Annotated in this window: 21 protein-coding genes; 11 read left to right on the top strand and 10 right to left on the bottom strand. The window is 58.3% G+C overall.

The window, feature by feature from the left end; translation table 11 throughout:
* The first annotated feature begins 46 nt into the window (after nucleotides 1-46).
* The 3 genes from O2597_RS04180 to O2597_RS04170 are packed head-to-tail and all read left to right on the top strand — an operon-like array spanning nucleotide 47 to nucleotide 3,360.
* Entirely contained in the window at nucleotides 47-1,687 is a 1,641-nt protein-coding gene (locus O2597_RS04180; RefSeq protein ID WP_269522937.1) for an NAD+ synthase, read from the top strand.
* A 39-nt stretch (nucleotides 1,688-1,726) separates the two neighbouring features.
* Nucleotides 1,727-3,031: a glutamate-1-semialdehyde 2,1-aminomutase gene (gene hemL, locus O2597_RS04175; RefSeq protein ID WP_269522936.1), complete on the top strand. Its 1,305-nt coding sequence runs from the start codon at nucleotides 1,727-1,729 to the stop codon at nucleotides 3,029-3,031.
* 20 nt (nucleotides 3,032-3,051) lie between these two features.
* Nucleotides 3,052-3,360 (top strand): DUF971 domain-containing protein, encoded by a 309-nt coding sequence (locus tag O2597_RS04170; protein ID WP_269522935.1) that lies wholly within the window; start codon nucleotides 3,052-3,054, stop codon nucleotides 3,358-3,360.
* 18 nt (nucleotides 3,361-3,378) lie between these two features.
* Here O2597_RS04170 and O2597_RS04165 read toward each other — a convergent pair whose 3' ends face one another.
* Entirely contained in the window at nucleotides 3,379-3,909 is a 531-nt protein-coding gene (locus tag O2597_RS04165) for an NADPH-dependent FMN reductase (protein WP_269522934.1), read from the bottom strand.
* A gap of 73 nt (nucleotides 3,910-3,982) precedes the next feature.
* Between O2597_RS04165 and O2597_RS04160 the strand changes: the two genes are divergently transcribed.
* On the top strand, nucleotides 3,983-4,342 hold the full coding sequence (locus tag O2597_RS04160) for a hypothetical protein (RefSeq protein ID WP_269522933.1): 360 nt from the start codon (nucleotides 3,983-3,985) through the stop codon (nucleotides 4,340-4,342).
* 161 nt (nucleotides 4,343-4,503) lie between these two features.
* On the opposite strand, the gene argH is transcribed toward O2597_RS04160, so the two are convergent.
* Together argH and O2597_RS04150 are read right to left on the bottom strand one after the other, a co-directional pair.
* A complete protein-coding gene (argH, locus tag O2597_RS04155) occupies nucleotides 4,504-5,910 on the bottom strand; it encodes an argininosuccinate lyase (protein WP_269522932.1) in 1,407 nt (468 codons plus the stop codon).
* Between the two features lie 123 nt (nucleotides 5,911-6,033).
* Nucleotides 6,034-8,046, bottom strand: a complete 2,013-nt coding sequence (locus O2597_RS04150) for a thioredoxin domain-containing protein (protein ID WP_269522931.1) — start codon at nucleotides 8,044-8,046, stop codon at nucleotides 6,034-6,036.
* Between the two features lie 225 nt (nucleotides 8,047-8,271).
* Between O2597_RS04150 and mutL the strand changes: the two genes are divergently transcribed.
* Nucleotides 8,272-10,110 carry a DNA mismatch repair endonuclease MutL gene (gene mutL, locus O2597_RS04145; protein WP_269522930.1) on the top strand — a complete coding sequence of 613 codons (1,839 nt, stop codon included), beginning with the start codon at nucleotides 8,272-8,274 and terminating at the stop codon, nucleotides 10,108-10,110.
* Nucleotides 10,111-10,114: 4 nt separating this feature from the next.
* Nucleotides 10,115-11,428, top strand: a complete 1,314-nt coding sequence (locus tag O2597_RS04140; RefSeq protein WP_269522929.1) for an amidase family protein — start codon at nucleotides 10,115-10,117, stop codon at nucleotides 11,426-11,428.
* A 10-nt stretch (nucleotides 11,429-11,438) separates the two neighbouring features.
* Here the strand turns inward: O2597_RS04140 and upp are convergent, their stop codons facing one another.
* Genes upp through O2597_RS04125 form a run of 3 tightly spaced genes read right to left on the bottom strand, consistent with a single transcriptional unit; the run spans nucleotide 11,439 to nucleotide 14,182 of the window.
* On the bottom strand, nucleotides 11,439-12,059 hold the full coding sequence (gene upp, locus O2597_RS04135; protein WP_269522928.1) for a uracil phosphoribosyltransferase: 621 nt from the start codon (nucleotides 12,057-12,059) through the stop codon (nucleotides 11,439-11,441).
* Between the two features lie 5 nt (nucleotides 12,060-12,064).
* The gene (locus O2597_RS04130) at nucleotides 12,065-12,862 is read right to left on the bottom strand and encodes a purine-nucleoside phosphorylase (protein WP_269522927.1); all 798 of its coding nucleotides are present in this window, start codon (nucleotides 12,860-12,862) and stop codon (nucleotides 12,065-12,067) included.
* A 15-nt stretch (nucleotides 12,863-12,877) separates the two neighbouring features.
* A complete protein-coding gene (locus O2597_RS04125) occupies nucleotides 12,878-14,182 on the bottom strand; it encodes a thymidine phosphorylase (RefSeq protein WP_269522926.1) in 1,305 nt (434 codons plus the stop codon).
* Nucleotides 14,183-14,290: 108 nt separating this feature from the next.
* Here O2597_RS04125 and deoC point away from each other — a divergent pair, with 108 nt between their 5' ends.
* Complete coding sequence (deoC, locus tag O2597_RS04120; RefSeq protein WP_269522925.1) at nucleotides 14,291-14,986, top strand: deoxyribose-phosphate aldolase; 696 nt, start codon at nucleotides 14,291-14,293, stop codon at nucleotides 14,984-14,986.
* Nucleotides 14,987-15,016: 30 nt separating this feature from the next.
* Here the strand turns inward: deoC and O2597_RS04115 are convergent, their stop codons facing one another.
* The 3 genes from O2597_RS04115 to O2597_RS04105 are packed head-to-tail and all read right to left on the bottom strand — an operon-like array spanning nucleotide 15,017 to nucleotide 17,054.
* Nucleotides 15,017-16,027 (bottom strand): M23 family metallopeptidase, encoded by a 1,011-nt coding sequence (locus O2597_RS04115; protein WP_269522924.1) that lies wholly within the window; start codon nucleotides 16,025-16,027, stop codon nucleotides 15,017-15,019.
* A 12-nt stretch (nucleotides 16,028-16,039) separates the two neighbouring features.
* Nucleotides 16,040-16,546: a hypothetical protein gene (locus tag O2597_RS04110; protein WP_269522923.1), complete on the bottom strand. Its 507-nt coding sequence runs from the start codon at nucleotides 16,544-16,546 to the stop codon at nucleotides 16,040-16,042.
* Between the two features lie 10 nt (nucleotides 16,547-16,556).
* Complete coding sequence (locus O2597_RS04105) at nucleotides 16,557-17,054, bottom strand: hypothetical protein (protein WP_269522922.1); 498 nt, start codon at nucleotides 17,052-17,054, stop codon at nucleotides 16,557-16,559.
* A 126-nt stretch (nucleotides 17,055-17,180) separates the two neighbouring features.
* On the opposite strand from O2597_RS04105, the gene O2597_RS04100 reads away from it, so the two are divergent.
* Both O2597_RS04100 and O2597_RS04095 read left to right on the top strand, forming a co-directional pair.
* On the top strand, nucleotides 17,181-17,861 hold the full coding sequence (locus O2597_RS04100; RefSeq protein WP_269522921.1) for a metallophosphoesterase: 681 nt from the start codon (nucleotides 17,181-17,183) through the stop codon (nucleotides 17,859-17,861).
* 94 nt (nucleotides 17,862-17,955) lie between these two features.
* The gene (locus O2597_RS04095) at nucleotides 17,956-18,513 is read left to right on the top strand and encodes an isochorismatase family protein (protein WP_269522920.1); all 558 of its coding nucleotides are present in this window, start codon (nucleotides 17,956-17,958) and stop codon (nucleotides 18,511-18,513) included.
* 118 nt (nucleotides 18,514-18,631) lie between these two features.
* Here the strand turns inward: O2597_RS04095 and fabD are convergent, their stop codons facing one another.
* Nucleotides 18,632-19,540 (bottom strand): ACP S-malonyltransferase, encoded by a 909-nt coding sequence (gene fabD, locus O2597_RS04090; protein ID WP_269522919.1) that lies wholly within the window; start codon nucleotides 19,538-19,540, stop codon nucleotides 18,632-18,634.
* Between the two features lie 148 nt (nucleotides 19,541-19,688).
* On the opposite strand from fabD, the gene bioA reads away from it, so the two are divergent.
* Nucleotides 19,689-21,149 carry an adenosylmethionine--8-amino-7-oxononanoate transaminase gene (gene bioA / locus O2597_RS04085; protein ID WP_269522918.1) on the top strand — a complete coding sequence of 487 codons (1,461 nt, stop codon included), beginning with the start codon at nucleotides 19,689-19,691 and terminating at the stop codon, nucleotides 21,147-21,149.
* 129 nt (nucleotides 21,150-21,278) lie between these two features.
* Nucleotides 21,279-22,289, top strand: coding sequence for a biotin synthase BioB (gene bioB / locus O2597_RS04080; protein ID WP_269522917.1), 1,011 nt, complete (start codon nucleotides 21,279-21,281; stop codon nucleotides 22,287-22,289).
* The last annotated feature ends 7 nt before the right edge of the window (nucleotides 22,290-22,296 follow it).

The raw sequence follows: 22,296 nt of genomic DNA, 5'->3' as shown, positions 1-22,296 counted from the left end.
GTGACTCATTTTGCAAGTGCCAGCTCGAACAATTGTTTCAACATTTATGAAAATCGGCATAGCCCAGATCAACACGACCGTCGGCGACCTCTCCGGGAATCGTCAAATGATCCTTCAAGCCTACCAGGAACTGGTTGCATCCGGCGCAGAGCTCGTGGTCTTCCCGGAACTCGCGGTCTGCGGTTACCCGCCCCGCGACCTTCTCTTCAAGAGCCGATTTGTTCGGGATTGCGAAGCGACCCTACATGATATCGCCGAATCAATTGGAACCGTCCCGGCTGTGATCGGTTTTGTCGAGCGACGCGCCGAGAGCGATCGCGGTCGCCCCTTCTACAATTCGGCCGCTTGGTGCGAGGGGGGCAAGGTCGTCAAGGTGGGACGCAAATCCCTCCTCCCGACCTATGATGTCTTCGACGAGGAGCGCTACTTCGAACCCGCGGAAGCACCAACGATCCACCTGTGGAACGGGCTTCGAATCGGGCTGACCATCTGTGAAGACATCTGGACCGCCCCCCATGTGGAAACCAGCCGTCGCTATTGCATAGACCCCGTCGCCTTCCTCTCGGACAAGCAGCTCGACCTGCTGCTCAACCTTTCCGCCAGTCCTTGGCATGAAGGGAAGAACGAAGCCAGAGAACCCTTGGTGCAGGATGCGGCAGATCGCTGCCATTGCCCGACCATTTATTGTAACTCGGTCGGTGGAAACGATGAGCTTATTTTTGACGGCGGCAGCCTGGTCGCCCACCCCGACCGCGGCCTGATCGCCGGCATGGCAGCCTTCCGGGCGGAAAACCGCGTCGTCGATCTGGAGGGCACGCCACTCGTCTCCCCCCATTTCAACCTGAAGGGCAATGCGGCCACCCACGATGCGCTGGCCCTAGGCCTGCGCGACTACGCGCACAAAAGCGGCTTCGGCAAGGCTCTGGTCGCACTGAGTGGCGGGATCGATTCTGCAGTCGTCTGCGCCCTCGCGGTGGAAGCATTTGGCAAGGAAAACGTCATCGGCGTGGGCCTGCCTTCCGCCATCTCCAGCCAGCACAGCCGGGATGATGCCGCCGCTTTGGCGAAAAACATGGAAATCGAGTACCATGAAGTCGCCATCGCCGATGCGGTCCATGCCGCGGAAACAGCCCTGCAGCCCATGTTCGCAGGACACAAGGCCGATGTCACCGAGGAAAACATCCAGGCCCGCACACGTGGTTTGCTCATGATGGCGATGTCGAACAAGTTCGGCGCCCTCCTGCTCACCACCGGGAACAAGAGCGAGATCGCGGTCGGCTATTGCACGCTTTACGGCGACATGTGCGGCGGTTTGGCCGTCATCTCCGACCTGCCGAAGATGAAGGTGTATGCCCTCGCACGGTATATCAACCGCGAGCGGGAACTCATCCCGGTCAATACCATCGAGAAGCCCCCTTCGGCGGAATTGCGCCCGGACCAGAAAGACGAAGACTCCCTGCCCGCCTACCCGGTACTCGATGGCATTCTTCGGCTTTACGTGGAAGACGGACTGTCTCGCGCGGAAATCATCGAAAAGGGCTACGACGCAGCGATCGTGAACGACATTGTGCGCAAGGTGGACCTCAATGAATACAAGCGCAAGCAAGCGGCTCCGGGCCTCAAGACGACACCGCTCGCCTTCGGGGTCGGCCGCCGTATCCCGATCGTCCAAAAGTATGTGAATTGAGAGTTGTTTGTTGGCGGTGGATACTTGAGATTAGCGGCCATGGCAGGCTCCCAAACCCACGACACCCACACACGGTCCGAAGCCCTCTTTGAGCGGGCAAAGCAACTGATTCCCGGCGGGGTCAATTCCCCCGTCAGGGCCTTCCGCTCGGTTGGCGGCACCCCATTCTTTACCCAACGGGCCGAAGGAGCTCGTCTCACCACCGCGGATGGTGCGGAACTGATCGATTTTGTCTGTACTTGGGGCCCCGCGATCCATGGGCACAACGACCCGGACATTCGCGAAGCCGTCGCCCAGGCACTGGAAGCCGGCACCAGCTTCGGAACCCCGAATCCCTACGAGGTGGAAATGGCCGAACTGATCGTGGACATCGTGCCTTCGGTGGAAAAGGTCCGGATGTGCAACAGCGGAACCGAAGCGACAATGTCCGCCATCCGCTTGGCCCGCGGCTATACCAAGCGCGACAAGATCATCAAATTTGCCGGTTGCTACCACGGTCATGTGGATTCCCTGCTAGTCAAGGCCGGCTCCGGGGCTCTGACCCTGGGCAATCCGGACAGTGCCGGCATCCCGGCCGCATTTGCCGCCGAAACCATTGTCCTCGACTACAACGACGCCGAAGCCGTACGTGATATCTTTCAGAAACACGGCCACGAAATTGCGGCCATCATCGTCGAACCCTACCCGGCCAATTGCGGCCTGATCCTGCCGGATCCCGGCTATCTGGAGCTGCTCCGGGAGCTCTGCACCGCAAATGGCAGCGTCTTGATTTTCGACGAAGTCATGACCGGATTCCGGCTCGCTCTGGGAGGCGTCCAGGAACGCGTTGGCATCACGCCCGACCTTACGGCCATGGGTAAGATCATCGGGGGCGGCCTCCCGGTGGGTGCTTTCGGCGGCAGGGCTGAAATAATGGACTGTCTGGCCCCACTGGGTCCAGTCTATCAGGCAGGTACCTTGAGTGGCAACCCGTTGGCCATGGCGGCAGGTATCGCCGCATTGAAGAAATTGCAGCAGGTCAACCCCTATCCCGCCTTTGAGGTGATGGGGGCCCGGATCCGTGACGCCCTGCTTGATGCAGCCCGGAGCAAAGGCATTGCCCTTCAAGTGCCGCAGGTCGGCTCCATGTTTTCACTCTTCTTCCGCGAGCAAGCGGTCCGGAACTATGGCGATGCCACCGCGGGATCAACCGAGAACTACAACAAGCTGTTCCACTACGCGCTCGACCACGGTGTTTACCTCGCCCCATCGGCCTACGAAACGGCCTTCCTCTGCTCGGCCCACCAAGGTCCCGATATCGACCAAGCTGCAGAGGTACTGGCATCCGGCATCCAAGCCCTTTAGCACAAAGACCCAATATCCCCATGCGCCCCACAAACATACAACTCATCGGCAATGAACTCTGCATCCTTTGGGATGATAACAGCGAAAGCTACTTTCACGCAGAGTTTCTTCGCAAACACTCCCCCAGCGCCCAAACCAAAGGCGAGAAGGACATCTTCGGCAACCAGTACGGCGGCCATGCCCCCAGGGAATTCCCCGGAGTCAAAATCCAGAATTGGGAAATCATGGGGAACTACGCAATCCGGCCCCAATTCAGCGATGGTCACAGCACCGGACTATACAGCTGGGAATATTTGAAGGAATTGGAAGCGCTTCAAAACGCCTGCTAGGGCTTATCCCGCTTCGATTTACCGATTCAGGAATTCGACAAAGCCGGCGGCTTGTTTCTTCAAGCGTTGCAGCAATTCCGGATCGGCAACTTTACCGGCATCGTCCAAGACCTTGTGGACCCCCATAATAAACACTCGGTTCGGATACAGGTAAGCATTCCGGTAGGCGAAGATTTGCTGCAGCTGCTCGACCGGACGCAAGGCTCCAAATTGCCCGGCAGCCACCCCGGTGAAGGCCACAGGACGCCGCTCAAAACTTTCAGGAAACGGCAGCATATCGATGAAATATTTCAGCACTCCCGGAAAGCCGCCGTTGTACTCAGGCACCAGGACATGCAAACCCTGGGCCTGCAACACAGCCTCTGCGAAGGGCTTGAACGCATCCGGCTTCTCGGCATAGGCCGATGGCTGGAAGATGGCAGGCGGCAAATCGATGAGATCCAGTACCCGTACCGGTACATCCAATTCACGATAGATGGACTCGAGCGTGTGTGCGATTTTCCGGCTATTTGCCTCCGGACGGTTGGTACCTACAAGTAGCGTGATCATAGCTACATCCATATCCCATTCGAATCAAAACGCGAATCTTGAAAGAAATTCGAACTTCGGTAAGGTATTTTCCATGCACCCCCGTAGTCTACGCCACCGCATGGAAAAAGCGGCCAAGCTGCTGGTGATCATCCAGAAACATACCCCCGAAGTGGACTGCCTCTTCGCTCCGGAAAAAGGAGAACAGGGGCATGTGGTTTGCGAGTTTTCCGGAAGCGGAATGAGCCGATCGAACATCCTTCAGCTGGGAAAGGATCTGGAGGCGCGCGGCTATCAATTTACCCGCAAAGCCAACCCATGGCTGGGGCAGTTGAGCTATACCGGCAAAGCGGACGAAAAGCCCACGATCATCCTCAGCCTCCCGGTCGTGAAAGACCGCGTGGCCATCAACGAGGACACGCCGGCAACACCGTATTCCTTCAAGGAAGCTTAAGCGCACGATCCGCACTGACAACCCCGCAATGGCGTGTGGGACACACGCCCCTACCAGACCCCCCAAAAAAAGGTAGCGGCGACTGTCCCCAGTCGCCACACGGTGTTGCCAGCCGGACAACGACAACCACAGCGCCAAAACGACGCATGGAGCAGGCCTCCCTAGTCCTTCAACTGATCGCGCCAATATGTAATACGTGCTTCGACCTGCTTTGGCCCGGGCATGCCCGGCTTTTCACGGGCCGCGAGGGCACGTTTCAGATCGAACACCACATTCCAGTCTTCGCCCAGTTTTTCATGAATTGGTGCCACTTGATCGTAAGGCAATTCGTTGAGCGGTGTATCCAGTTTTTCGGACAGCCCCACGAGCGCACCCACCACATGGTGTGCCTCACGGAAGGGCACCGCTTTCTCGACCAAGTAGTCGACCACATCGGTCGCGAGCAGGGCCGGATCCGCCACGGCGGCGGCGCAACGCTTCGTCTGGACTTCGACGCCGGGCAGACAGGCTGCCACCGAATCCAGCATGAGCAAAGCCTGGTCGAGCGAGTCAAAGACCGGCGGCTTGTCCTCCTGCAAATCGCGGTTGTAGGTCAACGGCAGTCCTTTGACCATGGTCAGCAACATCTGCAAGTTACCGGTCAAACGCGCGGACTTGCCACGAATGAGCTCAAAGGCGTCCGGGTTCTTCTTTTGCGGCATGAGACTGGATCCCGTGGTGAAGGCATCCGGCAGGCGCACAAAGCCGAATTCCGCACTGCTCCAGAGGATAAAGTCTTCGGAGAGGCGCGAGAGGTGCGCTCCAATCGTCGCACAGGCGGAGGCAAAGTCGATAAAGGTGTCGCGGTCGCTCACCGCATCCATGCTGTTCTGCGTCACACGCGGCTTGCCGGCGGCATCCACAAAGCCAAGTTTGAGGGCCACAAACTCACGGTCGATCGGAAGGGTCGTACCGGCAATCGCACCCGAGCCCAGGGGGCAAACGTTGGCCTGTTCCCGGACTGCCGCCACACGCGTGCGGTCGCGCTGGAACATCTCCACGTAGGCAAGCAGATGGTGCGCCATCGAGACCGGTTGCGCACGCTGCAGGTGCGTGTATCCGGGGATGATCGTCTCCTTTGTCTTATCCGCCAGGTCAACCAGAGAGGAGAGGACGGCGGCCAGTGAGGCATCGAGTTGGCCGCAGGCATACCTGAACCAAAGGCGCATATCCGTGGCCACCTGGTCATTGCGGCTGCGGGCGGTATGCAGTTTGGCGGCGGCCGGCACTCGCTGGGTCAATGCCTGCTCGATATTCATATGCACGTCTTCCAAGGCGGTATCCCAGGAAAACTCGCCGGCTTCCACTTCGGCCAGAATCGCATCCAGCCCGGCCACAATCGCATCGCGCTCCGCTTCGGTAATGATCCCGACATGGGCCAACATGGCTGCCTGAGCCTGACTACCCTGCACATCAAACGGCGCCAACCGTTGATCAAAAGAAACCGATTCGCCGATGCGCAGCATCAGTTCCGCCGGACCTTCCGAGAAGCGTCCACCCCAAGTAGCTTGTTTTTTGCCTTCAGACATGCCCGCACTTTTCGAAGGCAAGACCTGTTTTGCAACCTAATACCTCTACCCGTGGTCAAGCGATCCAATGACTTCAAAGCCAAGCAGCGTGAGGGGCGCTGCATAACATGCATTATTCTGCCCTCAGAACTCCTTCAGCAAGTCATCCACGGAATCCGTTGCAAGCAGACAACGACTCCCCACACAAAGCTGGAAGTCAGCCGTCAGTTCAACACTGGCATCCGGCAAGACAAAGCAACTACACCAATGCGCAGCGCTCAGTCCGGCACGCAAGGCTTCGAGATCAGCACCGGGCCTGAATTTGATAACCGCGATACCCGACTGATGTGCCGCAATCGCCTCCAATGCATGCGCAACCCCGCTGGCCACACGTTGGGCATACTCCGAATAGGCGGGCAGGCTTCGCTGAATGGCTTCGGCATAGTCCCCTTGCCCACTCACCGCATAGGCTTTGGCCAGGGCATGCAACATGGCCGAATTGCCGGATGGGGTCGCATTGTCGAACCATTCCTTGCGTCGGGCGACCGGCGCCTCGCAATCCTTGGCGGTAAAAAACCAGCCGATGGCATGCGGATCGTCGAAAAGCTGCAGGGCGCTGTCGAGGCAGCGCCGCGCCCGCTCGACATAGAGCGCCGAGGCCCCGGGCTCCAGCCATTCGATTTTGGAGGCGAGTGTCAGGAAAGCATCGGCCGCAAGGGCGTAGTCATGCAGGAAGCCATCCACTTTTGCGCCTCCCTCCTCGTAATAAACCGAGCACATGCGCACCCGCCCGTCCACCTGCTCGAATAACTGGTTCCATATAAAATCGGCAGTCTGCCGCGAACGGGACAGCCAAGCCGGATTTCCGAAGTAGAAACCGGCGTCGGCCAGCGCACGGACCAGCATGCAATTCCAAGCGGCATTAATCTTTGGGTCCCGTCCCGGAGCCACCCGGTTGGCCTCGCGATGCTCCCGGAGATTGCGACGGGCCTCCGTGAGCTTCTGACGCAGCATGAAATCATCCTCAACCAAGGCGGGATTGCTGGTGCCGTGCTCGAAATTGCCTTCCTTGCTGATGTTGTAGGCAGCCCGAACCTCCCGCGCAGTCGAGGGTCCCAGTACCGCGTCGACCTCCTCCGGAGTCCAGACGTAGTAGGCGCCCTCCCTGCCCTCGCTGTCGGCATCCAAGGCCGCATAAAAACCGCCGCAGGGTGACAACATTTCGCGATCCAGCCAAGCCACGGTCTCCGCCACAACGGCCTCGTAGAGCGACGTCTTCTGGTCGACCCAGGCCCGGGTATAGGCATCGATCAACAGGGCGTTGTCATAGAGCATTTTCTCGAAGTGCGGAATCAGCCAATGCGCATCCACACTGTAACGGGCAAAGCCTCCACCGAATTGATCGTAGATGCCGCCATGTGCCATCGCCCGTAGTGTGGTATGGCAGACCTCGTCAATTCGCTTGGCCAGCTGTGGCGCGCGCTGGGCCAGTAAATCGGAATGCCGCATCAGCCTTAAAAAGTTCAGGGTCATGGCCGGTGGAAACTTAGGCGCACCACCGAAACCACCATAGGTATCATCGTGGTTCCCGCAGATCCCCTCGACCGACTGCAGCAAGCAACTGTCTTCCCAGTCGCCCTTCGCCGTGGCCTGCGCGCCCGCCATGATATTTTTTTGCACGGCCTCCGCATTGTCCACGAGCTCTCCTTTGGAGCGCTTGTAGAAATCCGCCACCCGCATCAGGACCTGCGGCCAGGGAATGAGTCCCTGCCCCCGGTCCTCCGGCGGGAAATAGGTACCACCGAAAAAAGGACGCCCGTCCGGCAGGCAGAACACATTCAAAGGCCAGCCCCCCTGCTGCTGGAACATCTGCACCGCCTCCATGTAGACCTGGTCCACATCGGGTCGTTCCTCCCGGTCGACCTTGATACAGATGAAGTGCTTGTTCATCAATCCGGCGATATAGTCATTCTCAAAAGATTCATGTGCCATGACATGGCACCAGTGGCAGGCCGAGTAACCGATCGAGACCAGTACCGGCTTATCTGCGGCACGCGCGGCGTCGAAGGCCGCCTGGCTCCAAGAATACCAGTGCACCGGATTGTCCGCATGCTGGCGAAGGTAGAGGCTGTTTTCGGCAGAGAGTCGATTTTCCATTGGTTGAATTAAAAGAGTAATAAGTCAGGCATGCCAGCTGGGGCAACCCCTCGCACAGCAAACCGCTTCGTCCAGAATGTCGACTCAGATATCCCGCTTCAACTTGGAGGAGGGATTGAGCCGAAGTATGCCGAGCTTGATACGAGATCGGCAGCATACGTCCAGTTTCTGCTCAATACCAATCACAGCGCGCTTTTGTTTTGCAGCTAAACGGATAAATCCCACATGATTCAGGTTTGTCCGAAAGATATGCCTGCCATCCGTATACTGCCCGACGTCGTCGCGAACCAGATAGCCGCTGGTGAAGTCATCGAACGCCCGGTGGCCGTGGTCAAAGAGCTGGTTGAAAACAGTATCGATGCCGGCGCGACACGTATCGAGATCGAGTTTCGAAACGGGGGAAAATCCTTCATCCGGATCAGCGACAACGGCAAGGGGATGCCGCCCGACGAAGCCCTTCTGTCCCTGGAACGCCATGCGACCAGTAAGATCCGCGAAGCCGCCGACCTGAATGAAATCCTGAGTTTCGGCTTCCGTGGCGAAGCCCTGCCTTCCATCGCTTCGGTTTCCAAATTCACCCTGCGTACACGCGCCGAAGGCTGGGACCATGGTACCGAAATTTTCATCAACGGCGGCAAACTCATCCACAAGAAGGAATGCGGCATGCCGGTCGGTACGGTGATCGAAGTGGCCAACCTCTTTAACTCGGTCCCGGCCCGGCGCAAATTCCTCAAGACCGACCCCACGGAAACCGCTCATATCACTTACACCACGCGTTTGTTTGCCGTCGCCCATCCGGAAATCGCGTTTCATGTGGTGGATAGCGGGCGGACGGTTTTCCAGTCCCCCTCCTGCAGCGACCTGCGGGACCGGATCGGCGAGATCTGGGGCCGCAGTTTGGCGGACGACCTGATTCCGGTCGAAGCCGAGGATAGCTCATTGGGTTTCCGCCTGAGCGGGCTCACTGCGAAACCGGGCGTGGGACGCTCGACCCGCCGCGAACTCATCACCATGATCAACCGGCGTCCCGTCGACAGCCGGACGCTCGGATTTGCCGTACTGGACGCCTATCTCGGTCGAATACAGAAGGGCCGCTACCCGCCCGCATTTCTTTTTTTCCATCTCTCGCCACGGGAGGTCGATGTCAACGTGCATCCGGCCAAGCGAGAGGTCCGCTTTCGCAATGATGCCGTCGTACGTCGTTTCGTACTGGGCGCGGTTTCAGACACACTCAGTGATGCCGCCAAGCCTGCGTCTACCGAAAAGGCCAGCGTGCCCGAAGTGACTCCAGTCAAGCCGCAAGACGAAACCGTCGAACCGACCCCCATTAAGCCTGCCACCACCCCGACGCCGGTACCCCGCGTGGTCCCCGCCCCTCAGCGTAGTTCCAAAACGAAGGTCCCGGTTGCCCGGGTGCTGCCTGTAGCGCCCCAGCCACCAAAGGAGACAGCACTCCCCGAGACAGAGGCCGAGCCAGCGAGTGCCAAAGCGCCGGAGTGGAAACTGCTCTGCCTCCTGAAGCAGCGCTACGGTCTCTTTGAAACCCCGCGCGGCTTGGTTATGCTGCACCTGCGCCATGCCGACCAGCGGGTGCGTTTCGAACAGATACTGGCAACCTTCGATCAAGAAGAAGCAGCCCGCCAGCAACTCTTGATCCCCATCCCGATAGAGTTCGAGCCACTCGCATCCGAAGCCCTGAAAACGGAACTGGAAACACTGAACAGCCACGGCTTCGAAATCGAAGAGTTTGGCCGTCATTTCTACCGGATTCTCAGCGTACCGGACTGGATGGCTCCGGAACAGGTGGAAGCCTTTGTACGGGATCTCGTGGACCGTTTTCGTCAACGCGGCGGCTCCCGTAAAGATCCTAAACTCACTTGGGAACTGGTGGCCCGTCTCGCAATGGAACAGAGCTATCAGCGCAACGACAACATGAGCCACGCAGCAGCACAGAAGCTCGCGGAAACACTCCTCTGCTGCGAAACGCCGCACACCTCCCCCAGCGGCAAACCGACCTTCAGTGAAATCAGCTGGAGCGAATGGGAGCGTCGCTTCGGAAACTAGCACCATGTCGACCCAATTGATCAACTTCAACGAATGGCGATCGCGCCTTGACCGTTCTGCCGAGCAGGTCATCGACAACTTCTTCGGCAAACTGGAATTGACGACCCATGAAACGAGCAAAGCGCTCTTTGCCTCCCTACCGGAAAAACGTGTCCTGATCGAGGAAGTGCTCTACTCACTGTCCCTGGAGGAAGCCCCTCTGCGCGGCGTTCCCTACATGCTGCAGGACATGTTCGACGTCCACGATCTGGCCACCCGTTGTGGCGCCGGGTTCCAAGACCCCTTCGAGGCACCGCTGGACGAGTCTTGCCTGCTGTACCAGAAGCTGAAGGCCGATGGGGCCTGTTTCTTCGCCAAAACCGTGCCTGCGGAATTCGGCGTCGACCAGCAAGGGCGCAACCGCAGCTTCGGCAATTGCCCGCATCGAAGCGGGAACCACAAAATCGGAGGTGGGGGCGCCGGCGCCTCCATTCGCGCCGTGAGTGACGGATGGGTCCCCTTGGCCTTTGGACTCGACACCTGCGGGGGCATGCGCATCCCGACCGCCTTCCACGGCTTGTTCAACTACCGGATGATCACCAACAACTATGCGCGTGACGGAGTCTTCCCCATCGTGCCATCGATCGAATCCGTGGGATGGACCACCAACAATCTGGAGGACTTGGCCACGGTCTTTACCGCCTTTAACGGTCATCCCAATGGTGGCGATAAGCCACTACGGGGGCTGATTCACACAGCTTCGAGCGAATCGATGGACAGTCGGATCAAGATCGGGCTCCATCAGGTCGTGCGCCCTCTGGATATCGACGAAGATCCTTGGATGGAACGCGAGTTGACGCTGCTTTTGAATGAAGCCGCAAACACTCTGGCCACTCTACAGGCACGAGAACTCTACTCCGTACACCGCTATTGGCTGGAGGAATATCGTGACCGCTATGACAGCGACTTGCTGCGTATCATTGAAACCGGCAAGGAATGCAGCCCGCAGGAAGCGGAAGCCTGTGATGTTGCCAGAGGCCGCATCCGCGCCCGCTTCATCGAGATCTTCCAACAGTACGACTTCATAGTGCTTCCGGTCTGTCCGCTGGCCTCACCTCAACGAAAAAACTGGTCGCCCCAGATCGAGCGGGAAACCCTTCGTCTTATGGCACCCGCCAGTGTGGCCATGCTTCCGGTATTGACCCTGCCCTTCCACTGCGGCGTTGAGGAATTTGGTGCGGCCCAGGTCCTGATTAGCCCTAAACATGTGCACAATACGCTTCGCATTATTGATGCCTTGAGCGATAGCTTTCACGGCTACAACAGCGCCGAGTTGTAAGCCTGGCCGGTTAGGTACCGAACAGGCGATCCCCATAATCCCCCAAACCCGGCAGGATGTACTTGCGCTCGTTCAACTCACGGTCGATCACCCCAGTGATAATCGGGACTTCGGGATGCGCCTGCTGCAGGCAGTCAATCCCTTCGGGCGCGGCAATCACGCAGATCATCGTCAACTTGAGGGCGCCTTGCTCCTTCAACATTGAAATGGTCTGCACCGCCGAACCACCGGTGGCCAGCATCGGATCCATCACGAAAACGTGATGCGGGTCCGGCAAAACCGGCAACTTGTTGTAGTAGCTGCTCGCCACAGCAGTCTCTTCGTCACGTTCCAGTCCGACATAGCCTACGCTGACATTGGGCAACATTTCCATCGCAGGTTCCAGCATGCCCAGCCCGGCCCGGAGAATGGGGACCAAGATAATCGGTGCCTCAATGCGAGCGCCGGTTGTGGTCTCCAGAGGAGTCTTGACCTGAACCTCGGTCAACCCCGCCTGCTCCGCGGCTTTGGCCACCAGTAACTGTGTGATGATGCGACTCGACTTGCGGAAAGCGACTCCCTGCGTCGCCGTGTCACGCAAGATCGTGATATTGTGCTGTAGCAAGGGATGGTCCTGTAGACAGGTAAGCATATGGCTTATTCGGATGATATGAGTTGTATGGATGCCGACAAGAGATCGGCAAAAGTGGATTTCACACGGTTGGCGGTATCCCCGACCTCTTCGTGGCTTAAGGGTGTCTCGGATAGCCCTGCCGCGGCATTGGTGATACAGGAGATCCCAATCACCCGCATGCCCTGCTGTCGCGCAACAATCGCCTCCGGCACGGTCGACATGCCCACGGCATCGGCTCCAATGCCGTGGAAAAATCGGATCTCAGCGGGGGTCTCATAACTGGGGCCCGTGGTGGCCAGATACACACCTTCATGCAATGGAATCGAGTGTGACTCTGCCCAACGCTTGATCCGTTTCCGCAGGGACGCATCATATACCTCGGACATGTCGGGGAAACGCGTCTCCCCGGGCGCCACCGGTCCGATCAAGGGGTTTGTCCCGAGAAAATTGATATGGTCGGAAAGTAGCATGAAGTCCCCGGGCCGGTACTCCGGGTTAATGCCCCCCGCCGCGTTCGTGAGGAAGAGGTGCTTGACCCCGGCTTGCGCCATCAGGCGAACCGGCAGGGTCAGTTCGCGCATCGGGTAGCCCTCATAGAAGTGAAAGCGCCCCTGCATGCAAAGCACCCGGTACCCCTCAAGCGTACCATAGACAAACTGCCCGGCATGCCCTTCCACAGTGGACACGGGAAAGCCGGGGATCGATTCATAGCGAACTGAACCGGCACGCTCCAGACGTTCGTCAGCGAAAAAGCCAAGCCCAGAGCCCAGGACGAGGCCGATCTGAGGCTCATATTCGAGTATTTCTTGGGGTAATGACATGGTTTGGGGATCTTGTTAGAGGCTGTCGATAATCAGTGCCGGAGCTTCCACCGGTTCCGTCGAAATTGCAAATGCACCTTCCAATCGCTGCAAGGCCTCTTCATAGCGTGCCGTATCATTATAATAGATACAGCATAGGCATTCGTCCCGGGAAACCGAATCGCCCGGTTTCTTCTTCAATACGATTCCTGCGGAAGGATCAATCGTATCGTCCGAGGCCTGACGGCCAGCCCCCAGCAAACAGACCGCCTCGCCGACCAGTCGTGCGTCCACTCCGGCCACGTATCCGTCTGACTCGGAACGGTATTCCGCAAGCTCAGCGGCACGAGGTAAACGGCTGTAGTCGTCGATCACCAACGCATCTCCTCCCTGGGCTTCAACCATCCCTCGAAAGAACTCAAGCGCCGAACCCGAGTCGAGTGCATCCGCCATTAGCTCTCGGGCCTGTCCCTCTTCCGACACGATACCACCTAGCTCCAGCATGCGCGCGGTCAGAGCATAGGTGATCTCCATCAAGTCTGCCGGCCCGCGTCCTTTCAGGCATTCGATCGCTTCAATCACTTCAAGCGCATTACCAACCGCAAAGCCTAGCGGCGCATCCATGCGGGAAATAAGAGCCGAAGCCCGCCGTCCCATCGCTTCGCAGATTCGTACCAGCGAACCGGCTAGCTCCCGTGCATCCGCCTCAGTCTTCATGAAAGCTCCACGCCCGCATTTCACGTCCAGAACAAGCGCATCAATCCCCTCGGCCATCTTCTTGCTCAGGATACTGGAACAGATCAGGGGAATGCTCTCCACCGTGGCAGTGACGTCACGCAGGCCGTAGAGAATGCGGTCTGCCGGCACCATCTCAGAAGACTGACCGATCATGGCCGTGTGAAGCGTTTGTAGCTGTGCCCGGAATTCAGCTTCACTCAGGTAGACATTGAAGCCGTCAATCGACTCCAGCTTGTCGAGCGTGCCGCCGGTATGCCCCAACCCACGCCCGCTCATCATCGGCACACAAAGTCCACAGGCTGCAGCCAGTGGCGCAAGGATGAGCGAGACCTTGTCACCCACCCCGCCGGTAGAATGCTTATCCACCTTGGGACGGTCGATCTCATGCAGCTGCAGCACCCGGCCGGAACGCATCATCGACTCGGTCAAACAAGCCGTCTCCTCCGCATCCATGCCATTCAGTAGGATCGCCATAAGCAGAGCCGCCGCTTGATAGTCCTTGAAGGACCCGTCCACCACTCCCTGGACAAAGGCCTCGATCTGCGCCCGCTTCAGGGCCTGGCCATCTCGCTTCAGGGCAATGATCTCTTGAGGCAGAACCATAGATATCAGCCAACGATGGGAAGCCGGGCACGGACTGCAACCAAAGATATGCTTGGAATCATCTCAAGCATCCTTATTTGTTGCTCAGTTTTAACGGCCTCAACCACCATGACACATTCCGAATTCGCCCGTTATCTGGATGCCACCAACCTCAAACTGGATGCCAGCGACTCTGAGATCTGCTCGCTTTGTGATGAAGCTGCAGAAGCCGGATACGCATCTGTCTGCGTGTACCCCACTAGCGTCTCCATCTGCTCGTCCATTCTCTACCCGACGCCCGTGAATGTCTGCACCGTGATCGGGTTTCCTCACGGCCGCTCTTCGTTCGAAGCGAAACGTGAAGAAATCGTCCGGGCCAGTGACCACGGGGCCAACGAAGTCGACATTGTCATGAATTACGCGGCCCTGCGTGCCGGGGAAAAGAGCCTGGTCACGGAAGAAATTGCCAAGCTGACGGAAACCGCCCGTTCCCTGAAGCTCCTGACCAAGATCATCGTGGAAACCTGCTACCTGAACGAAGCCCAGAAGGAACAGGCTCTGAATGCCTGTGAACTGGGCGCAGCTGATTTCATCAAGACCTCAACCGGTTTCGGCGCGGGCGGGGCGACCGTGGATGATATCCGCCTGTTCAGAGACAAGCGTACCGGCCCAATCAAGATCAAGGCCAGTGGCGGAATCCGCACACTTGAGGATGCCCTGGCCATGATTGATGCCGGGGCTGAGCGTCTCGGAGTATCCGCCGCCTCAAGCCTCATGGCCGCCATGCAGGGCATGGAAGTCGCCCCCGCCGATTCCAGCTATTAGGCCGGGGGAGCCCCTTCCCGATGAAACGGATCAACGGAAGCCGAACAGCTTTTGCAGGGTTTTGATCGTGCCTTTGCTGAGTTGCGGGTCGCCGCCACCGCGAAGATCCACAACCCTGCGACAGCTTTGCTGTTCCAGCATGTCCTTGTTGTAGGCAAGCAGCCGAACATCCCCGGCGCGTCCATCCAGCGACTCACTGGCAAAGCGCGGCGTCCACTCTTTCGGGACACCATACTGGGTGAATGCAATGTCCCAGGCCACCAGCTGCTGCCCGGCATAGTCCCGGCTCAGCAAGTCCGGATAAATGCGGACAAAATCAGGAACCGCTGAGGCATAAACCCGTATGCGTGCAGCCGCCGGCTGTTGCTTCAGATATTCCGCAAAATTCCGGACTTTTCCCAGCCGGACCAGCTGGTAAAAATCAAGGGGGTCCACCCCGACGAGATTCATACCATTCCAGTAGCCGAAGTAATTCAGACTGCCGAACTTCTGGCGATCGTACCACTGCTGGAAATGGTCTGTCAGGCGCAGGCCGAGTTCGAGATGAACATGCGCCCGGTTTTTGGGGATCGAATAGCTCGCGGAACGTCCCATCACCCCCAGAACCGTCCCGGCATCGACCCGTGCTCCTGCGTCAATCCCCGAAGCCACTGAAGCCAGGTGCGCATACAGGGAATGGAAGGCCGGTCGCTCCCCGTCATGTACAATCACGATGTAGCGCCCATAACTGCTGCGCCCGGCCACCTTGTTGACGTAGGCAATACGTCCGGGAAGAATGGCATAGACGGCATCCGTGGGTTCGCCACGGGAGTCACGTTTCAATGGCTTCAGGTCGATCCCTTCATGAAACCGGGCGCCGTCGTTACGGACACAACCGAATAGACCGGACTCCGGACGTCCGGAAACCGTGGGCTGCACATATGTATCGATCGGTAGCCCCTGCTGGAAGGCAGGGTTCGGGGTCGGCCATGTGAGCCCGGCAGCGTTCAGCATGCCGCAAGAGATGGCCAACAAGAGGGAGCTGGTCAGGAATGAACGCACGATGCGTGTCGGTTAGGGTTTGTTTTGCTGCAAGTAGACGATACTGTCACGAAGATCCATCACCAGTTCGCCAAGTTCATCTTCCGGGACTTCCACGAAGGTGTAGAAGTTTCCGTCTTGAATGGCTCCATCAATGCGCCGGGCACCGATCGCATTCCCATTGACGGTGAGGACAATACGTCCGCCCATGTTGGTGACCGTGCCGCGATAGAGCTCTCGGGCACCGGTTTCCGAAGTCTGGATCAACAGGGCCATTCCCAGTTCGACCTTGACCAGTTCGACATTGAAGATCTGGAACTCGTTGACCAGAGGGTCTTTCTGGAGCTGTATCGAGCTGCCGCTCACTGGAAGGCGGACTTGGTCTCCAGTCAGGGCGCCGTATTGCACGCCACGAGTTTCGACCATCAGACGTGGAACCTTGAGGTTATCCGGTGCTTGCCGGCTCTCCCGGCACCCGGGAATGAGAAGCAGGCTGCTGGCAAGGACCAGGAAGCTGGTAAAATAATTTTTGGGGCTCATATGCAATGGTTTAGAGGATGATTTCACCGATCGTATCTTGGATACGTAGCATGAGTGCCGGTGAAATTTCGACAATGGGAACGGAAAGTACCCGCTTGCTTTTCACATGGAGATAATCCTGGGCACCGGCGGTCTGCCTTGCCCCTTGGGCGCGAAGGACACGCTTCCGCTCCAGCATCAGGGCGAGCAGGTGCTTGAGCGCATCGGACTCCTCCTTCGCCTCGGGATCCTCCACCTCGAACAGGGAGAAAAAGAAATCCTCGGCGGAGGCCATCGTCTCCCGGGTCTGCTGGGCTTCGTCGCCGGGGTCCTTCACGATGCGCGTCCAACGCCCCAGGACTTCGCCTTCCGCCTGGAAGCCATCGACCTCCGTCTCGAGCAGGTCCGCACGGCCCAGTTCAGGCGAATCCGCCTGCTTGAAAATCAGACAGACAATACGGTCCCCCGGCGTGAATGCCTGCTCGGTCAACGCCGACTTGCGTGCAAAACTTTTGATAGCCCAGTCCATAATTCCCGCGCATGCTTCAACAGTCGGAAGAAATCGACAAGCCTGTAGTGATTTAAACTTGCAGCAATACCGACAGGCTCAAGCCTCCCACTACTCGAAACTACCCGCTGAAACTTAAAGTACTGAATGAGTCGAACAATCGCAATTGGTGACGTACATGGTTGTGCCCAAGAATTTGAAGAACTACTGGAAGCACTTGAACTGCAACCGGATGACCGCGTCATTCAAGTGGGCGACCTGGTCAACCGCGGCCCCGACAGCGCCGGTGTCATCGAGCTCGCCCGCATGTACCAGGTTGAGTCCATTCTGGGGAACCACGAACTACGCCTGCTCACTGCACGCAGGAAAAATCGGCCGAAAATCCTCAAGGACTACGATCAGGAAACCATCCGCCAACTCAGCAAATCGGACTGGGAATACCTCGAACTGCTCCCGAAGCTGAAATATTGCAGCCTGCTTCAAACCGTCTTTGTACACGGTGGCTTCCTGCCCAGCCAACCCTGGGCAAGCCAACCGGTGGAGATCACCACCAGGATCCAGGTCATCGACAAGAACGGGAAAGCCGCCAAACGCTCGGATGCACCCGATGCACCGCCCTGGGCAGACAGCTGGAAAGGCCCGCCCTTCGTCGTCTATGGCCATACGCCGCGGCCGAATGTTCTGGAGCACAGGGATTCCATCGGCATCGACACAGGCTGCGTCTACGGTGGCCACCTGACCGCCTATATTGTGAATGACAAATCACTGGTACAAGTCCGTGCCCGGAAGACCTATGCCCACAGCAAACGCCTTCCCGACCCGGTGTAAGTAGAAGGGGAGTCCTGCTTTTAAGGCGCTAATAGAAGTCTTCACCGTGGAATCGGGGTTGAAGACCGGAGCCGGACTTGGCAAGTTCCCCGCCGTGTCCGATCCAATCAACCATTTAGGCCTGCTTGTTATCGACTTGCAGGATGTTTTCCTGAAAGCCATGCCCGAGCGCGAGCGCATCGTCAGGCGTGCCAGTTTTGCCATCGAGGCCGCTCAACTGCTGGGTTGCAGTGTGGCGGCCACCGAACAATTGCCCGAAAAGCTCGGCCCGACTTCGGAAGCGATCACCACACTCTGGCCCAGCCATACGCCGGTCTTCGGTAAAAGCGCATTCTCTGCGCTCGAAGCGGAAGGCATTGACCGCTGGATCGAAAGCAATCAAATCGACCACCTGCTACTCCTCGGCATCGAAACCCCGATCTGTGTGTACCAAACTGCGGTACAGGCCTTGGGCGAAGAAATCGGGGTCACCCTGCTCTCCGACGGGATCGGCGAACGCCGTCTGGAAGACCGCGCCCCCGTACTGCAGCAGCTACTCGCCATGGAAGCACATGTCCTGCCCTCCGAGACAGTCTTCTACAGTCTGCTCGGTAGCGCCGGACACCCCAAGTTCAAGGACTATACCCAACTGGTGAAGCGCTACAACGGTTAGACCGGCTCGCCGCTGCCATACGGTTGGCTCAGGGCATTCTTCACACCAAAAGAAAACCGCCACCCTTACGGAAAGAGTGGCGGCCAGCCCGTACGGCAACGGGTGAAAGCGATTCCCCTTAGGCGGGGATTTCGTCGAACTCGGACATCGAGGTCACGTTCAGTGACTTGTCGGTGCGCTTGGCAAAACCTGCCAGCACCTTGCCCGGACCGCACTCGTAGAAATCAGCGAGGCTGTTTTCAGAAGCCGCGTTGCGCAGGCAATCCTCAAAGCGAACCGAGGAGACGACCTGCTTGACCAGGCAATCCTTGATCTCATCGGGGGCGGAGACGCGGCCGCCGGTCACGTTCGTGTAAACCGCAATTTCCGGAGTCTTGAAATCGAAGTCCTTGATGTACTCGGCAAAAGCATCACGGGCGGAGACCATCAGGCGGCTGTGGTATGCGCCAGCCACGTTCAAAGGCTTGACCAGCTTGAATCCGCGTTCCTTGGAGTTGGCCACGGCTTCGAGCACCTTCGTGTTCTCGCCGGAAATGACGATCTGTCCCGGGCAGTTCAGGTTGGCGATCTCGATATCGAAAGCTTCACAGAAGGCCTGCACATCCTCCGGCGTGCCTCCGATGACGGCAGCCATCCCGCCCTTGGTGGCGTCGCAGGCCAATTGCATCAGGCGCCCCCGTTCGGCAACGAGCTTGAGCCCGGTGGAAAAGTCATAGACGCCGGCAGCCGCCAGAGCGGTCAGCTCACCGAGGCTCAAGCCGCAGGCGGCGGTCAAGTCATCCAGCAGGCCACGCTCCTTGAGAATGCTGTAGATGGCGAAGCCTTGCACATACAGTGCCGGTTGACAGACCTTGGTCTCGGTCAAAGCCTCATCCGGCCCATCGAAGCAGATGCCCTTGAGATCCCAACCGAGGACCTCATTGGCCTCATCATAGAGCGCTTTGGCGATATCCGACGACTCGTAGAGCGAGCGTCCCATACCGACGGTTTGTGCACCTTGTCCGGAAAAAAGAAGTCCTTTAGCCATAATGTGTTCGGAGGTATTTCAGTGTAATAAGCGAGAAAGCCACGAGACAAGTTGTTCGCGGACAGGAATCAACCCGAAATCCTTGCGAAAGAAAATGTTAATCGAAACATGATTGCATCCTATTAATTCTATCACTTTCTGAGCAGGGATGGCCGATACACCGAAGCTGGACCGATGGGACCGGGAACATGCCTGGCACCCTTTTAGCCAGATGCAGGAATACTGCAGCTGGCCGCAGTTGCATGTCGAGCGCGGCCGGGGCTGCTGGCTCTGGGACACGGATGGCAATCGCTATCTGGACACGAATGCCTCGGTCTGGACCAACACCTTCGGACACAACGACCCCGACTTGAACGCAGCAGTGACGGCCCAGTTGGAAAAGGTCGCCCACAGCACCTACCTCGGTCTGAGCCATCCGGCCGCGGCCGAGTTCGGACGGAAGCTCTGCAATGAAGCCCCCGGCAACTTGAACCGGGTGTTTTTCTCCGACAACGGCTCCAACGCCATCGAGATTGCGCTGAAACTCTCCTACCAGTACTGGCAGCTACAGGGACAGCCCCAGCGCAAGCGGGTCATCGGCATGCAAGGCGGCTACCACGGAGACACCATCGGGACCATGGCCGCCGGACAGTCCGGGCGCTTCCACGAACGCTTCAGCGCCTGGTTTCTGGACAGTTGGCACTTTCCCGCACCGCATTGCCATGAGTTGAACGGCGAAGTTCGGGAAGCGGATGCCAACACCAGCCTGAGCGCACTGGAAGCCTATCTCACCACAGAGGCGCATAACGTCGCCTGTCTGGTCATCGAGCCCTTTGTCCAGGGTGCGGCCGGGATGCTCCAGCAACCTCCGGGCTTCCTCAAGGAAGTCGAGCGCCTCTGCCGCCGCTTCGGCATTCATCTCATCCTCGACGAGGTCTTTGTCGCCTTCGGTCGTCTCGGAAGCCTGTTCGCCTGTACACAGGAAAGCGTCGAACCCGACTTCCTCTGTCTGGCCAAAGGCATCAGCGCTGGCTATGTCCCGCTGGCCGCCACATTGATACAGGACAGTATTTACGAAGCATGCCTCGGCAAATGGACTGACGACCGGACATTCTTCCACGGGCACACTTTTACCGCCAATCCCATTGGCTGCGCCGTCGCACTGAAAAATCTGGAAAAGCTGAAAGACCTCGTCTCCTCCGGACAACTCGCCGAAACAATCGAATACTTCGGTCAAGCGCTCGCCCACAACTTCGACAAACATCCCTACGTTCGCACCATACGGCAACGTGGCCTCACTGCAGCGGTGGAGCTCTATGCCGGCGAAGGAAAAGAGACTTGGTCCATCGAAGCACGCATGGGCTGGCAAGTGTGTCTAGCGGCCCGTAAGCATGAGCTTATCCTTCGTCCTCTCGGCGACAGCCTCCTCATCGTTCCGCCTCTGGTCATCTCCGAGGAGGAAATCGACTTCATGTGCGACCGCATTCTCCGTACACTCGATGAAGTGCTGGGAGAACCGCCTCGAGCCATTCCATGTAAATTCTGCGGCAGCCCCACCCTGAATCAAGTCGCAGGTGAAGCGGTCTGCGACCCGTGCTATGTCGAACGCGGCGCCTGCTGCGCCGACTAGGCGTCTATAAACGCGGACTCGAACGAAATACCTCTAATTGCTTTGCCTTAGGCAGAAACTCAGCCGAAGCTTTTGTTAAGTGATATTTTTATTGCCTTAACATTTAACGCGACACATGACAGGTGCCATATGAGCACCACAGTCGAAGCCGCCCGCGCGCTCTACGAGCTGCCGCTGACCACCTTGATTTTCCGCGCCCAGCAGGCGCACCATGCGTTTCAGGACCCAGCAGGCGTGCAGCTCTCCATGCTGCAGTCGATCAAGACAGGGGCCTGCTCGGAAGACTGCAAATATTGCGCACAGTCCTCCCGCTACACCACTTTTGTGGACCGAGAACCGCTGATGGACCCGGCCGAAGTCCGGGTGGCGGCAATCAAGGCGAAGGCTTCCGGTGCTTCCCGTTTCTGCATGGGTGCTGCCTGGCGTGGTGTCTCCAGCGAACGCCAGTTCAGCTCCGTTCTGGAATCGGTGCGAATCGTGGATCAGCTCGGCTTGGAAGTCTGCTGCACCTTGGGGCTCCTGACCGAAGACCATGCCCAGCGCTTAAAAGAGGCGGGCATGACGGTCTACAATCACAATCTCGACACCTCCCGCGAGTACTACAGCGAAGTCATCACCACCCGTTCCTATGACGACCGCTTGGCAACCCTATCCAATGTCCGCAAGGCAGGTCTCGAAGTCTGCTCCGGTGGCATCATCGGGATGGGCGAATCCTGTGAGGACCGCTTGAAACTGCTGGTGGAGCTGGCGAATCTTTCCCCCCAACCGGAATCCGTTCCGATCAACGCATTGGTTGCGGTCGAAGGCACACCGATGTGCGACCAGAAACCGGTCGACTCGATCGAGTTCGTCCGTCTCATCGCCGTGGCCCGCATTCTCATGCCGCGCAGCACGGTCCGGCTGTCCGCAGGACGTAGTTCCATGAGCGGGGAAACACAGGCGCTTTGTTTCCTCGCCGGTGCCAACAGTATCTTCATTGGCAACAAGCTCCTGACCACCGCGAACCCGGAGGCTTCGGACGACGAGCGGATGCTCGCCCGTTTCGGGCTGCACCCGCTGGATCCGGATGTTGCCCGTGAGAAGCAGGGCCGTAAGCCGGTCCGCAAGGTAGAAATTCCGGCGGATGCCACTGCCGGCTAATTCCCCC

Origin of the sequence: Coraliomargarita parva (assembly GCF_027257905.1) — a bacterium.
GTDB classification, from domain to species: Bacteria; Verrucomicrobiota; Verrucomicrobiia; order Opitutales; family Coraliomargaritaceae; genus Coraliomargarita_A; species Coraliomargarita_A parva.
The sequence above is the reverse complement of the archived record's forward strand: the minus strand, read 5'-3'. Positions and strand labels throughout refer to the sequence as shown.